Below are 14,437 nucleotides of genomic sequence, written 5' to 3'. Positions count from 1 at the left end.
GGGCCACACTCCCGGCCGGAGATGTGGCCCGCTTCCGGAAATCAGCTTCCGGCCAGCTCCTCGACCGGGCCCAGGTAGGCGATCTTTCCGTCCTTCACCTGGTACAGGAAGACGTCCTGAATCTTCAGCGCACCCTTTTCGTCGAAGGAGAATTCCTTCGTGAGGCCCTTGTAGGAAGCCTTCTTCAGCGCCTCGTACACCGCCTGCCGGTCCGGCTTGTCACCCAGCTTCTTCAGCTCCGCGATCACCATGTTGGTGAGGTCGTAGGCCTCGGCCGAGTACGTGCCCGGGTCGACGTTGAACTTCTTGCGGTAGTCCTCGGTGAACTTCTTGGTGTTCTCCTCGACCTTCGCGTCGGTGCACGGGCAGGTCAGGTACCAGTTGTTCGCGGCCGCACCGGCGAGCTCGATGAACTTCATGTCGTTCGTGCCGTCACCGGAAATCGCGGCGCCCTTGTAGCCCGCTTCCACGAGCTTCTTGGCGAACGGCGCGGCGTCCTGGTAGTAGCCCGCGTAAATCAGCGCGTCGGCCTTGGAGTTGACCACGTCCTTGGCGGTGGCGCTGTAGTCCGGGGTCTTGGCGGGGACGGACTTCTTGATGACCTCGACGCCGGCGGCCTTGAGGTCCTTCTCCGCGATCCCCGCGAGCCCGACGCCGTAGTCGGACTTGTCGTCGATCAGGTAGACCTTCTTCGGCTTCAGCTTCTTCGCGTAGTAGGTGGCCATTCCGGCACCCTGGGCGTTGTCGTTGGGAACGCCCTGGAGGAAGGTCTTGAAACCCTGCTCGGTCAGGTCTCCACGCGTTGCGGACGCGGAGAGCGAGGCGAGACCGGCGTCACCGAGCAGAGGCGCGGCGGAATTGGTCGGTCCGGAGAATGCGGGCCCGATCAGCGCGACGACGTTCGGGTCGTCGATCGCTTTCTGGGCCGCGGCGGTGGCCTTTTCGGGGAGACCCTGGTCGTCCACCGCCATGTACTCGATCTTGAAGGGAAGGTCACCCTTTGCGTTCGCCTGCTCGATGGCGAGCTTGATGCCCTTCTCCTCGTTCTCTCCCAGCGCCGTGTTGTCACCGGAGAGCGGCCCCTGGAAAGCAATCTTCAGGGCGTCACCGCCGCCTCCGGAATCACTGCTGCAACCAGTGAGCGCCAAGGCGCCCACGGCCACGGGAATGGCGAACCTGATGATGTTCTTGTTCAGCACAGAAGGCCCCCAGAAGCGCCTGACTTTTGTAAGCGCGTGCAGCGGGCGGAGCGCCCTCCACACCCAACCGCGCGTCAGTGCGGTGTGCGGGGAATGTAATCGTGCGATGAGCCACCCGTATAGGTGGGCCGACGATGTGTGATCCGCCCGTGACCTGCGTCATGTGCGGAATGCGGTACGCACCTTACCGAGAATCGGACAAGTCCGAGCGAACCACAAGATCCAGCCGTCCGGGCCCCTCACCCGCACCGACGGCGGCCGGAACTGTTTCCTCCCCGGAGCCCGGGCGCGGCGCCTCACCCAGGGCACGGGGACCCATCCAGCGCAGCACGGGACTCGTGACCACGGTCGTGACCAGGGCGACCAGGGTGAGCAGTCCGGCCATACGGTGGTCGATCAGGCCCGCCTCGCGACCGATCTGGATCACCACGAGCTCGGTCAGGCCACGGGCGTTGAGCAGGACGCCCAACCCCAGGGCGGCGGGCCACGGCATGCCTGTCAGGCGTGCGCAGATCCCCGCCCCCGCCACCTTCGACACGATGGCGAACACCAGCAGGCCGACGAGCGTGAGCAGGGTGCCGGCGCCCCAGCTCAGGTCCCTCAGGTTCACGGTCAGACCGAAACCGAAGAAGAAGAACGGCAGCAGGATCGTTTTGGCGACCCCGGCCATGCCCTCGACGGCCACCGCCGCGACCCGGTGGTGCCGGGGCCACATCAGCCCCACCAGCATGGCGCCGATGAGCTGGTGGACGCCGAGCGCCGCCGTCAGCGCGGCCGCCGCCATGACCCCCGCAACGAGGAAGGCCACCACACCGCCACCGCCGTCCGCCCTGTCCCTCTTCTCCGCCCAGCGCGCGAGAAGCAGCCGGACCGGTCCCAGGCAGATCGCCACCACGACCGCGAGGAGGAGGGCCTGTACGGCCAGCGGGCCCATGCCCGCGCCGTGCGAGAGCGCCAGGATCGCGGTCAGCAGGAGCCAGCTGCCCGCGTCGCCGACCGCGGCGCAGAACAGGCTGAGCTGACCGGTGCGCGTCTTGGTGGCGCCGATGTCGGAGAGGATGCGCGCGAGCACCGGGAACGCCGTGATGCTCAGGGCGCAGCCCACGAACAGCACGAAGGCGAGCGGATGCCCCGCCGGCCCGAGATGGCGCTCCACGAGCGGCAGCGCGATCACCGCGCCGGCGGCGAACGGCACGAAGAGCGAGGCCTGGCTGATGAGCACGGTCCGCGCGGCCGCCCCGCGCAGCCGCATCGTGGAGAGCTCCCGGCCCACCCCGAACATGAAGACCACCAGCCCGAGTTGGGCCAGGCCGCTCATCATGTCCCGCGCCTGGGAGGGGAAGAGCCATGCGCTGAACCCGGGGGCGAGCCACCCCAGCAGGGTCGGCCCCATCAGGAGACCCGCGCAGATCTCACCGATCACCCGGGGCTGTCCCAGGGCCTTGAGGGCGGCGCCGCCGAGGTGCGCGGCGGCGAGCACCACACCGGCCGCGAGGAGGAAGTGACCCGCCCCGTCCAGCCCGCCCGCCGGGGCGGTGCCCCGCCCCGCCCCGGAGCCCGGACCGGAAGCCCGGGCGGCGGCTAACGCGATCACCACGAGCGGCAGGACGACCGTGACACCGATCGCGACGTAGAGGGCGCGACGGTCACGCCGGGCAGCAGAACGCATCACCACGAACGAATCTCCTTGATTACGGAGGCGGAAGAGCACAGCGGGCTCGCACCAGGGAACCGAGGAACACCGTTTGGAAGCGCGGATCTTCGTGAGAGGAACACCGGAGGCCGCGGCCCGACAAGACGTCGGCACCGCTCCTGTCCCGAATGGGGACCAGGCCAGCGTCACATGACCGAATGAAAGTCAAGCATGAACAAGCCAGCGCGAACGAGGTTGTGATGAAGACCACATCGAGCCGCTCGCTGATTGATCGTCGACCGTTTGTGGCAGCATGACCGACGTTCGAGCACATCCGTTCTTCTGTTCCACGAGCAACTCCCCCAACCCCAGGGAGCGTTGTGCGCAAGACAGAGATGGCGCCCACCGGCCTCGGAGAAACAACCGAGAACCGGACACTCACCTCGATCCTCGCCTCGACCGTCGCCACAGCACCCACACGCCGGGCACTGGCACTCGAAGGAGAAACCCTCTCGTACACCCGGCTGAACGACTGGTCCCTGGCCCTCGCCGAACAATTACGCACCCACGGAATACGACGCGGCGACCGCGTGGCCCTCCGCATTCCGCCGAGCATGGAAGCCATCGCCGCCATACTCGCCGTCCTCCACTGCGGAGCGGCCTACGTACCGCTCGACACCCGCAACCCCCGCACCCGCAACGACTTCATCCTCCAGGACAGCGGCGCCACCGCCCTCATCGGAGACACCACCGAAGACCTCCTCGCCCCCGGCCTGCCGGTCATCACCCTCGACGAGGTCACGGCCCTCCGCGACAGCACGCCCTCGCGCCCCTTACCCGCGGACACGGGCCCGCAGCCCGACGACACCGCCTACGTCATCTACACCTCCGGAACAACCGGCCGCCCCAAAGGCGTACCCGTCCGCCACGAAAGCGTCGCCGCCCTCCTCCACTCCACCGCGCGGCTCTTCGAGTTCACCGCCGAGGACAAGTGGCTCCTCTTCCACTCCCTCGCCTTCGACTTCTCCGTCTGGGAAATCTGGGGACCCCTCTCCACCGGAGCCGAACTCGTCATCCTCCCCCACTGGAGCGCCCGCACCTCGGACGGATGCCTGAAAGCGGTACGAGAACACGGCATCACCGTGCTCAACCAGACCCCCACGGCCTTCGGCGCCCTCGCCGACGCCGCGCTGACCTCCGGCCACGACCTCACGAGCCTCCGCTACATCGTCTTCGGCGGAGAGAAACTCACCCCACCGGTCCTGCGCCCCTGGGCGAAGCGGTACGGAGTCACCCACCCCCGGCTCGTCAACATGTACGGGATCACCGAGACCACGGTCCACGCCACCTTCCACACCTGGACCGAACAGGAACTCACCGGCGAGGACTCCGTCATCGGCCACCCCCTCCCCGGCCTGCACACCCGCATCGTCACCGAAGACGGCCGCGAAGCCGCACCCGGCGAACCAGGAGAACTCTGGTTGGCCGGCACCCAGGTGTCCCACGGCTACCTCCACCGGGACGACCTCAACGCCGAACGCTTCCCCACCGCACCCGACCCCGCCGACGGAACCCCACGCCGCTACTACCGCTCCGGCGACCTGGTCACCCGCCGCCCCGACGACACCCTCGTCTACCACGGGCGCGCCGACCTCCAGGTCAAACTACGCGGCCACCGCATCGAGCTCAGCGACGTGGAAAGCGCCGTACGCGACCATCCGGCCGTACTCGACGCCGTCGTCTTCGCCCACACGTTCGCCCCCGGAGACACCCGCCTCGTCTGCGCCTACACCACCCCACCCGGAAGCGGGACACCGGACGCCCGCACCCTACGGGCCCACGTCAAGGAGCGACTGCCGTCCTACATGCACCCCGGCAGATACCTCCCCCTCCCCGAACTACCCCGGACCGTCAACGGAAAAGTCGACCGGACCGCAGTGGTCCAGGCATTCCAGGCAATCCGAGAAAGGAAATGACGTGTCGGAAACCCTGAGCCCCTCGGCGCGCACCGCCGAAGTCCAGAAGGCCACCCTCGACTGGGTCGCCGAACTCCTGGAGGACCCCGCCATCCGCCCCGAGGACAACTTCCTCGACCTCGGCGGACACTCCATGCTCGCCCTCCAGCTCAACCAGCAGGCGAAGGAACGCTTCGGCGCCGAATACGACATCCAGACCCTCTTCGAAGGCACCCTCGCCGAAGCCGCCGCCCACCTCGCCGGCCGCCTGAACTGACCCCCAGCCCCCCAGCCCTGGACCACACACCCCCCAGCACCCGGACCGGCAGCAGAAACCGAGAAGCGAACCACTCCTCCGTACACACGACCGTCCCACGACGTCGCAAGAGAATGGACGAGCCCGCATGACCACCTCGGAACAGACCGACTTCCGCCTCACCCCCGAGCAGCTCGAGCAGTTCGAGCGCGACGGATACATCGGCCCCATCAAGATCTACGAGCCCGAGGAAATGGAAGAGCGCTGGAACACCATCCGGCGCCAACTGCCGGACCGCTCCCACGCCATCTACCCCAACGACGCCCTCGGCGGCGTCACCAACATCTCCAACTACGACCGCCACCTCGACGTCGACCTGCTCTCCGAGCACATCATGAGGGCCGAGATCGTCGACCGTGTCGCCTCCATCCTCGGCCCCGACGTCCTCTGCTGGCGCACCGAGTTCTTCCCCAAGTACCCCGGCGACGAAGGCACCGACTGGCACCAGGCCTCCACCTTCGCCAACGCCAGCAAAAAGCCCCAGATCCTCTGGCCCTCCCAGGACGGCCAGCCCGCCTTCGGCGGCACCATCACCGTCTGGACGGCCTTCACCGACTCCACCAAGGAGAACGGCTGCCTCCAGCTCATGCCCGGCACACACCGCCACATGAACTACGACGAGTCCAAGCCCATGGACTACAACCCCGACGCCGTCAACGCCCGCGAAAAGGACGGCGTCAAGCGCGGCTTCTTCGGCTACGACTACCGCCAGCTCCAGAAGGACCCCAACTGGAAGCCCGACGAGTCCCAGGCCTTCCCCCTCGTCATGAAGCGCGGCGAGTGCGTCATCTTCTGGTCCACCCTCATGCACGCCTCCCTGCCCCACACCGGCAGCAAGAAGGACTACCGCATGGGCTTCGCCGCCCGCTACGTCCCCACCCAAGTACAGGTCTACCCCGGCACCGAGGAAGTGGCCGAATACGGCGGTGGCATCCCCCTCGACAACTACGGGGCAGTACTCGTTTCTGGTAAAGACGAGTACGGCATCAACCGCATAGCCACCCGCAGTCAGCGCGGCTACGAATTCGTCCCGCGCTCACTCTGACACCCGCGAGCCGGCGGGACGGCACCCCCGACCCGCCGGCAGCGGCACACTGACAAAGCCAGGCCCGGAGGCCCCCGTTGCGGCAGCATCACCTGTACTTGGAAGACACCTACCGTTTCAGCGTCACCACCCGCGTCCTCGAAACCGGACACAGCGAACACGGGCCCTGGATCACGCTGGAACACAACATCTTCCACCCCCAGGGCGGCGGACAGCCCAGCGACACGGGCACCGTCGGCACCGCACCCGCACGCCCCTTCAAGGACCCCGAGGCCCCCGGCCACACCGTACGCCTCTCCTGCGACACCCCCGTCACCGCCGGAGACGAAGTCACCACCACCATCGACGAAGAACTACGCCTCCGGCACGCCGCCCTCCACACCTGCGGCCACGTCGTCGACTCCTTCATCCGACAGGCGGGATTCCGCCATCGTGTCAGCAACCACTTCCCCGGCCAGGCCCGCATCGAATTCGACGCCGGCGACGACAAGCCCGACCTCCAGCACCTCGCCGCCGCCATCGAGGAACAGACCCGCAAAGCCATCGCCGCCGACCACAAGGTCCACGCCGACCACCGCGGCGACCAGCGGATCATCACCATCGACGGCGTCGGAGAAGACCCCTGCGGAGGCACCCACGTCACCTCACTGGGCCGCCTCACCGGCTTCTCCCTGCGCTCCCTCAAGGTCAAAAGCGGTGTGCTGAAGGTGGGATACACCGTTGAGCACCTCTAAAGCCACCGTCCCCCAGGACACCACCCCCCTGCCCCACCCCCCGAAAACCGACCGCCCCACCCACGCCTGGATGGCCGACCTCGGCGTCCTCGGCGTCGCCATCGTCTGGGGCTCCACCTACGTCGCCATGCAGTGGACCGGCCAGTACATCTCCGTACCGGCCTTCCTCTTCCTCCGCTTCGCCCTCGGCGCGCTCGCCATCACCGCCCTCTCCCTCCACCTCTGGCGCCACGTCACCCGCGACGAAGTCCTCCTCGGCTGCCTCTTCGGCACCCTCCTCTTCGCCATCCTCTTCCTCGAAACCCTCGGCGTCCGCTACACCCTCGCCTCCAACGCCGGCTTCCTCATCGCCCTCTCCGTCATGCTCGTCCCCCTCGCGGAACGCCTCTTCCTCCGCGTCCGCATCGCACGCACCATCTACCCCCTCACGCTGCTCTCCGTAGCCGGCTGCGCCCTCCTCACCCTCCACCAGGGCCTCTCCATACGCAGCGGAGACCTGATCATCCTCGCCGCCGCCCTCATCCGCGCCGGCCAGATCGTCCTCTTCAGCGCCCGCACCCAAGGCCGCGACCTGTCCCTGCTCCGCGTCACCGCCATCGAGCTCTGGGTCGTCGCCGCCGGCGGCCTCCTGGTCGCCCTCCTCCAGCCCGGCCGGTCATGGGCACAGATCACCCAACTCCCCACCTCCGCCTGGCTGGTCATCGCCTACCTCGGCATCGCCGGAACAGCCTTCGCCTTCCTCGTCCAACTCCACGCCGCCCGCGCCTCCAGCCCCACCCGCGTAGGACTGGTCCTCTCCACGGAGCCCTTCTTCGCCGCGGTCTTCGCCGTCATCCTCCTCGACGAGCACCTCGGACCCGTCCAGATCCTCGGCGGCGGACTCATCCTGCTGTCCGCCATCGCCGGACGCTGGGTCGACGCACGCCACCGCAACGGCAGCCCCACGACGAAGACACCGGAACAACGGGAGACGCCCCCATGAAACCCACCCCCCTGGTCCTCCTGCACCACTCCGGCGGATCAGCCCAGGTCTTCTCCTCCCTGATAGCCGCCCTCCCCGCGGCCATCACCCCCGTCCCCCTCGAACTCCCCGGTCGCGGCCGCCGCTGGCGCGAAGAACCCCTCACCACCGCCGAAGCAGTCCTCACCGACCTCGCCGAGCAACTCCCCGCCGCGGGCGTGACCGGACACTTCGCCCTCTTCGGCCACAGCATGGGCGCCTACCTCGCGCTCGCCCTTGCCGCGAAACTGGAACGGGAAGCCTCCCCCGCCCAGTGCACCACCCTCTTCGCCTCGGCCAACGCAGGACCCCAATGCGCCGTCCCGCTCTTCGAGGGGAACCCCCTCGAAGCCGACGACGAGAGCATCCTGCGCACCGGCGCCCGCTTCGGCGGCCTGGACCCCCAGATCCTCGCCCACGAACAGCTACGGCAGCGCACCGCCCGCATCCTGCGGGCCGACTTCGGCGTCTGCGACTCGTTCGTCCGCGACCTCCGCAGCAACGTCACCGAGAGCCCCCTCGTCGTCTGCTACGGCACCGAGGACTCCTTCAGCCAGCACCAGCTGACCATGTGGCGGTGCAGCTCCGCCTCCACCACGGAACTGGTCCCCTTCCCCGGCGACCACTTCTACCTCACCGAGCAGGCACCCGCCCTGGCGGACCTCATCACCCGACGGCTCACCGCCACCGTCGCCCAACCCGCCTGACCCGCCCGCCCGGCGGTCACTGCCCCTTGGCCGCCTTCTTCTCCTCGGCGTCCTCGATGACCGCCTCCGCGACCTGCTGCATCGACATCCGCCGGTCCATCGACGTCTTCTGGATCCACCGGAACGCGGCCGGCTCCGTCAGCCCGTACTGCGTCTGCAGGATGCTCTTCGCCCGGTCCACCAGCTTGCGCGTCTCCAGGCGCTGGGAAAGGTCGGCGACCTCCTTCTCCAGCGCCTTCAGCTCCGCGAACCGCGACACCGCCATCTCGATGGCCGGCACCACGTCGCTCTTGCTGAACGGCTTCACCAGGTACGCCATGGCCCCGGCGTCCCGCGCCCGCTCGACCAGGTCGCGCTGGGAGAACGCGGTGAGCATCAGCACCGGGGCGATGGACTCCTCGGCGATCTTCTCGGCGGCGGAGATCCCGTCGAGGACGGGCATCTTCACATCCAGGATCACGAGGTCCGGCCGGTGCTCCCGCGCGAGCTCGACGGCACGGGCACCGTCACCGGCCTCACCGACGACGGAGTACCCCTCCTCCTCGAGCATCTCTTTCAGGTCGAGGCGGATGAGGGCCTCGTCCTCGGCGATGACGACGCGGGTCGTCAGCGGCGGGACGTGCGACTTGTCGTCGTCGGCGACGGGCTGGGGCGACTCGGGGGCGGTCACGTAGGCTCCTCGTTCGGCTAGGTACTGCTACCTGAGCCTACCTAGCTCCTGTATGTTTGAGTCACGGCGGGTCTCCGCTAACCTTCTTTTTGAAGGATGCCCCGGTAGTCCAGCGGTAGAGACACGGTGCTCAAACCACCGACAGCGTCGGTTCGAATCCGACCCGGGGTACTTTCCCTTCGATTCCAAGGTCGCCGGGACGTTGGCGATCTTCACTCGCAGCAGTGAACAAGCGAGCGAACCGGCCGATCGTGAGGGGCCCGCAGGCCAGGCTCGGCCATGTGTACGACATCGACACGCGCAAACGGGCACTGACCCTCGTCGCGCAGGGCCGCAGCCTGAACTCCGTCAGCAAAGAGACCGGCATATCGCGTGCCGCCATCCGAGCCTGGCAAGCCCGGATCGAGCCCCTCGTCCGCACCGGTGAACCCTGCCCAAGGTGCCGGGATGCCCCCGGACCGCCGGGTGACCCACAGGCGTACGCGTATCTCCTGGGGCTCTACCTCGGCGATGGCTGCATCAGCGCACACCGTAAAGGCGTCTACGTCCTGCGCATCGCATGCGCCAACAGCTGGCCCGGGCTGATCGATGCGTGCGAAACAGCGATGCGGTCTCTACGCCCGGACAACAGCGTCTTCCGTGTCCAGGCACAGGGTTGCGTCGCCGTCGCTTGTGCCAGCAAGCACTGGCCCTGCCTCTTCCCCCAGCACGGCCCCGGCAAGAAACACGAGCGCCCCATCGTCCTCGAAGACTGGCAGCAGGAGATCGTCGACGCCCATCCCTGGGACTTCGTCCGGGGGCTCATCCACTCCGACGGGTGCCGGATCACCAACTGGACCACCCGCGTCATCGGCGGCGAGCGGAAGCGCTACGAATACCCGCGGTACTTCTTCACCAACAAGTCCGACGACATCCGAAAGCTGTTCACGGACACCCTCGATGCCGTCGGCGTCGCATGGGCGCAGACCAACGCGTACAACATCTCCGTCGCCCGACGGGCGTCCGTCGCGCTCATGGACGCCCACGTCGGGCCGAAGTACTGACATGAACCGGGGCTACGCCACCCGGTCGCCGATGCGGTGGACGCGGACCAGGTTCGTGGAGCCCGGGACGCCCGGCGGGGAGCCGGCGGTGATCACGACCAGGTCGCCCTTGCGGCAGCGGCCGATCTTGGTGAGTTGCTCGTCGACCTGGGCGACCATCGCGTCCGTGGACTCCACGTGCGGGCCGAGGAAGGTCTCGACGCCCCAGGTGAGGTTCAGCTGGGAGCGGGTGGCCGGGTCCGGGGTGAAGGCGAGGAGCGGGATCGGGGAGCGGTAGCGGGAGAGGCGCTTGACGGTGTCGCCGGACTGGGTGAAGGCGACGAGGTACTTGGCGTCGAGGAAGTCGCCGATCTCGGCGGCCGCGCGGGCGACGGCGCCGCCTTGGGTGCGGGGCTTGTTGCGCTCGGTGAGGGGGGTCAGGCCCTTGGCGAGGATGTCCTCCTCGGCCGCTTCGACGATGCGGCTCATGGTGCGAACGGTCTCGATGGGGTAGCGGCCGACGCTGGTCTCGCCGGAGAGCATGACGGCGTCGGTGCCGTCGATGACGGCGTTGGCGACGTCGCTGGCCTCGGCGCGGGTGGGGCGGGAGTTCTCGATCATCGAGTCGAGCATCTGGGTGGCGACGATGACCGGCTTGGCGTTGCGCTTGGCGAGCTTGATGGCGCGCTTCTGGACGATGGGTACCTGCTCCAGCGGCATCTCCACGCCGAGGTCGCCGCGGGCGACCATGATGCCGTCGAAGGCGGCGACGATGTCGTCGATGTTCTCGACGGCCTGGGGCTTTTCGATCTTGGCGATGACGGGGACGCGGCGGCCTTCCTCGTCCATGACGCGGTGGACGTCCTCGATGTCGCGTCCGCTGCGTACGAAGGAGAGGGCGATGACGTCGGCGCCGGTGCGCAGGGCCCAGCGGAGGTCTTCGACGTCCTTGGTGGAGAGGGCGGGGACGGAGACGGCGACGCCGGGGAGGTTGAGGCCCTTGTTGTCGGAGACCATGCCGCCTTCGGTGACGGTGGTGTGGACGCGGGGGCCGTCGACGGAGGTGACTTCGAGGGCGACGCGGCCGTCGTCGACGAGGATGCGTTCGCCGGGGGTGACGTCGTCGGCGAGGCCTTCGTAGGTGGTGCCGCAGGTGTGGCGGTCGCCTTCGACGGGTTCGACGGTGATGGTGAAGGCGTCGCCGCGTTCAAGGAGTACGGGGCCTTCGCGGAAGCGTCCGAGCCGGATCTTCGGGCCTTGAAGGTCGGCCAGGACGCCGACGCTGCGGCCGGTTTCGTCGGAGGCTTTGCGTACGTGCGCGTAGCGCTCCTCGTGTTCGGCGTAGGAGCCGTGGCTGAGGTTGAGGCGGGCGACGTCCATTCCGGCCTCGACCAGTGTCTTGATCTGGTCGTATGTGTCGGTGGCGGGCCCCAGGGTACAGACGATTTTTGCTCGGCGCATGGTCCGACCCTAGGGCCTACCGACGGGTAGAGAATTGGCCGCGCATGACGACTCAACAACCTTTGCGTGAAGGGCTATTGACAAGTGTTGAATTGTGCGGGGGGATGCTCTGATGAGCATTTATGAGGGTGGGGTGTCCGGGTGGCGGGGGGCGTTCTCCCGCTTGCGGAGCGTCGAGACCAGTTCGTCGACGATCTCCTTCGGTGAATACCGGTGGATGTTCCGGTACTGCGTGCTTTCCAGGAAGTCGGGCATGCGCGCCCCGTCGAGGCGTACGGGTACGAGGGTGGCGCGGCCCTCCACCGCGGCGCGGTAGAGCTCGCGTGCCTCCAGGAGGCAGTACCTGCTCGACAGGTACGCGTCCGAGATGAGCAGCACTCCGACCGCGGAGCGGGCGAGGCCAGTGAGCAGGGTGTCCATCCAGGGTTCGCCGACGGGGATGGCGCGGGAGGCGCGGTAGTCGAAGACGTGCTGGAATCTGTCGCCGAGGAGGCGGGAGAATTCCGCGGCCCGCTCGTCGTCTTCCGCGGCGTAGCTGAGGAAGACGCGTTCGCTGCGTTTCGCGGCCGTGCGGAAGTAGTCGACGGCTTGGTCGGCTCCGCCGATGTAGCGTGCGGGCTCGTCGGTCACCTTGAGGTGGATGTCGAACGCGCGCTCCAGGTCCGCGGGGTCGGACCAGCGGATGATGGCGCGCCTGTGTCCGGTTTCGACGTCGCCGTACAGGGTGTCTTCGCCGGGTACGTCGGTGGTGGAGGTGATCGGCAGGGTGGGGATGAACTGGCCGTGGGTGTAGGCGGCGGCCACGCGGGAGGCGGGGTCGTCGAGGTCGATGACGAGCCAGTCGCACTGTCGCAGGCGGGTGATGAGGTCGAGGTTCATCCGGGGAGGCCAGGGCAGGGCAATCGGTTCCCAGGCGTGTTCGTGGAGCAGTTCGGTGAGGGCCGGGACCAGGGTCTGCTGGTGTGGTGGCGACACGATGAGTCCCACGAGGCGTTTGTGGTAGGCGTGGCCGGTTGCCGTGGTGGTGGCGGCGTCGTGGAGGTCGGCCATGAAGGCGCGGTAGGCGGTGGTGACCTTGGCGGGGACGGAGGAGGGGGCCGCGGAGCCGATCTCCTGGGCGTCGTACTCGATGAGGCGGACGTCGGAGGGGGCTTTGAGGGCAGGGACGAGGCGGTGGTCGTGGAAGACGATCGCGGGCTTGCGTGCGCGGACGGCCATGCTCAGTTCGAGGCGGAAGTAGCGGGCTTCGTGGCGGAGCAGTGTCCGGGTGTAGGTCTCCCTCGGTCCGCCGGGGAGGGGGTAGATGCCGACGAATCCGTGGGCGTCCCTGATCATGCGTTCGAGTCGGACGGTGCTGGTGAAGGAGATGCCTTCGTCGACGCGGAAGGAGACGTCTTCGACGGAGCTCAGCAGGCGCCAGAAGAACTGGTTCTCCGCCGGGGAGTGGTAGCGGTGGCTGAGGAAGACGCCGAGGCGGCGGGCTCCGGTGTCGGATGCGTCGGTGGTCATCCTCCGCTCCCGCTGTCTGGGGGTGGTGTGGCCGGGGACGGGGACGGTACAGCGGGTACGGCGGGTACGGCGGGCGTCTGCGGCTGGCCTGTCGCCGGTGCTTCGGTCTGCTTGAGGCGGCCGTAGACGGCGTCGAAGGTGAAGCCGGATACGAAGCCGACGGTGAGGACGAAGAACAGCAGGCGTCGTGCGCCGTCTCCGGTGAGTATCTCGGGCGAGGCCGCCAGTTGTGCGGAGACGAAGAGGAGGAAGGAGATGGCGCCGGCGGACATCCCGAGTGCGGCCGTCCTGGCCCAGTGGAGGCCGTGGTCGAAGGCGTTGCGGGTGATGGCTCCGGATGTTCCGGTGGCCAGGGCTCCGGCCACGAGCGCCGTGACGTTGACGAAGGCGTTCGAGCTGACGGCGTAGGTGAGCGGGATCATCGCCAGTCCGAGGCAGAGCAGCAGGAGGCCGATGGTGATGCCGAGGGCGCTGCGCCAGGCCTCCCCGAGCCGTAGGCGGTTCTGCCGGTTGCGCTGGGCGTCCCGGCGCTGGTGTTGGGCGAGGAGCAGCCGTATGAGGGTGGACGCCGAGGTGTCGCTCCATTCGGCGCCCATGGCGGACACTTCCTCGGGGGTGGCGTGGTGTCCGACGCGGTTCATGGTGTCCCAGACTTTGCGGGCGGCTCCGCCGAAGCAGGCCACCGCCGCTACGGGGACGTCGAAGGCGAGGCACACCATGCCGGTGACGAGGGTGGATCGTCCTCCGCCGACGAGGATGACGCCGTCCACTTCTCTCAGGGAGCGGTAGAAGCTGGTTTCCCAGTTCTCGCCGGATTCGTAGCGGATGTCGAACATCTCGGGGCGTTCGGTGAGGAGGGGGAAGTCCTTCTCACCGTCCCCGTACGGCGGGCGGACGTGGATGGCTCCGGCCGGGCTGTCGGCCGCGGACAGGTAGCCGGTGACGACCTGGTCCTCCACGAACTGGGCTTCGCTGGAGTACACCATGAGGTCGCAGTCGGCTTCGGCGAGCGCCCTGCCGATCTGCTCACACGCCGGTGAGGCGGTCTCGGCGTGGGCCAGTGGCGGGTCGTAGGCGCGGGCGGGGTCCGCGCTTCCCACTACTGCGATCAGCCGTCTCATCGCGTTCCCCCAAGCGCCTCGTGGTCTGCCGAGCGGATGAGTGAGCCTTCCTTGCCGGTGCGCGG

General features: G+C 68.0%; 13 protein-coding genes and 1 tRNA gene. 8 read left to right on the top strand and 6 right to left on the bottom strand.

Annotated elements, in window-relative coordinates:
• Positions 1-41: 41 nt before the first annotated feature.
• Both ACZ42X_RS22450 and ACZ42X_RS22445 read right to left on the bottom strand, forming a co-directional pair.
• A complete protein-coding gene (locus ACZ42X_RS22450) occupies positions 42-1,199 on the bottom strand; it encodes a branched-chain amino acid ABC transporter substrate-binding protein (protein WP_468292839.1) in 1,158 nt (385 codons plus the stop codon).
• A 184-nt stretch (positions 1,200-1,383) separates the two neighbouring features.
• Positions 1,384-2,868, bottom strand: coding sequence for a cation:proton antiporter (locus ACZ42X_RS22445; protein ID WP_468292836.1), 1,485 nt, complete (start codon positions 2,866-2,868; stop codon positions 1,384-1,386).
• 344 nt (positions 2,869-3,212) lie between these two features.
• Between ACZ42X_RS22445 and ACZ42X_RS22440 the strand changes: the two genes are divergently transcribed.
• The 6 genes from ACZ42X_RS22440 to ACZ42X_RS22415 all read left to right on the top strand — a co-directional run bounded on the left by ACZ42X_RS22440 (position 3,213) and on the right by ACZ42X_RS22415 (position 8,589).
• A complete protein-coding gene (locus ACZ42X_RS22440) occupies positions 3,213-4,808 on the top strand; it encodes an amino acid adenylation domain-containing protein (protein ID WP_468292833.1) in 1,596 nt (531 codons plus the stop codon).
• A gap of 1 nt (position 4,809) precedes the next feature.
• Entirely contained in the window at positions 4,810-5,064 is a 255-nt protein-coding gene (locus ACZ42X_RS22435; RefSeq protein ID WP_468292830.1) for an acyl carrier protein, read from the top strand.
• Between the two features lie 127 nt (positions 5,065-5,191).
• Entirely contained in the window at positions 5,192-6,148 is a 957-nt protein-coding gene (locus ACZ42X_RS22430) for a chlorinating enzyme (RefSeq protein WP_468292827.1), read from the top strand.
• A 98-nt stretch (positions 6,149-6,246) separates the two neighbouring features.
• Complete coding sequence (locus ACZ42X_RS22425; protein WP_468292824.1) at positions 6,247-6,882, top strand: alanyl-tRNA synthetase; 636 nt, start codon at positions 6,247-6,249, stop codon at positions 6,880-6,882.
• Positions 6,869-7,864: a DMT family transporter gene (locus ACZ42X_RS22420; protein ID WP_468292821.1), complete on the top strand. Its 996-nt coding sequence runs from the start codon at positions 6,869-6,871 to the stop codon at positions 7,862-7,864. The genes ACZ42X_RS22425 and ACZ42X_RS22420 overlap by 14 nt, the downstream gene beginning before the upstream one ends.
• Positions 7,861-8,589 carry a thioesterase II family protein gene (locus tag ACZ42X_RS22415; protein WP_468292818.1) on the top strand — a complete coding sequence of 243 codons (729 nt, stop codon included), beginning with the start codon at positions 7,861-7,863 and terminating at the stop codon, positions 8,587-8,589. The genes ACZ42X_RS22420 and ACZ42X_RS22415 overlap by 4 nt, the downstream gene beginning before the upstream one ends.
• A 16-nt stretch (positions 8,590-8,605) precedes the next feature.
• Here ACZ42X_RS22415 and ACZ42X_RS22410 read toward each other — a convergent pair whose 3' ends face one another.
• Complete coding sequence (locus ACZ42X_RS22410) at positions 8,606-9,259, bottom strand: ANTAR domain-containing response regulator (RefSeq protein WP_361414715.1); 654 nt, start codon at positions 9,257-9,259, stop codon at positions 8,606-8,608.
• A gap of 98 nt (positions 9,260-9,357) precedes the next feature.
• On the opposite strand from ACZ42X_RS22410, the gene ACZ42X_RS22405 reads away from it, so the two are divergent.
• A tRNA-Leu gene (locus tag ACZ42X_RS22405) sits at positions 9,358-9,430 on the top strand.
• Between the two features lie 110 nt (positions 9,431-9,540).
• Positions 9,541-10,302: a helix-turn-helix domain-containing protein gene (locus ACZ42X_RS22400; protein ID WP_468292814.1), complete on the top strand. Its 762-nt coding sequence runs from the start codon at positions 9,541-9,543 to the stop codon at positions 10,300-10,302.
• 12 nt (positions 10,303-10,314) lie between these two features.
• On the opposite strand, the gene pyk is transcribed toward ACZ42X_RS22400, so the two are convergent.
• From pyk to ACZ42X_RS22385, 3 genes are all read right to left on the bottom strand, one after another.
• Entirely contained in the window at positions 10,315-11,742 is a 1,428-nt protein-coding gene (pyk, locus tag ACZ42X_RS22395; protein WP_468292811.1) for a pyruvate kinase, read from the bottom strand.
• Positions 11,743-11,862: 120 nt separating this feature from the next.
• Positions 11,863-13,251 carry a toll/interleukin-1 receptor domain-containing protein gene (locus ACZ42X_RS22390; protein ID WP_468292808.1) on the bottom strand — a complete coding sequence of 463 codons (1,389 nt, stop codon included), beginning with the start codon at positions 13,249-13,251 and terminating at the stop codon, positions 11,863-11,865.
• Positions 13,248-14,372, bottom strand: coding sequence for a hypothetical protein (locus ACZ42X_RS22385; RefSeq protein ID WP_468292805.1), 1,125 nt, complete (start codon positions 14,370-14,372; stop codon positions 13,248-13,250). Before ACZ42X_RS22385 ends, ACZ42X_RS22390 begins: the two co-directional genes overlap by 4 nt.
• Positions 14,373-14,437: the final 65 nt, after the last annotated feature.

Source organism: Streptomyces sp. NPDC030862 (assembly GCF_055571835.1).
Note: the sequence above shows the minus strand (reverse complement) of the source record. Positions and strands in the feature narration are given on the sequence as shown.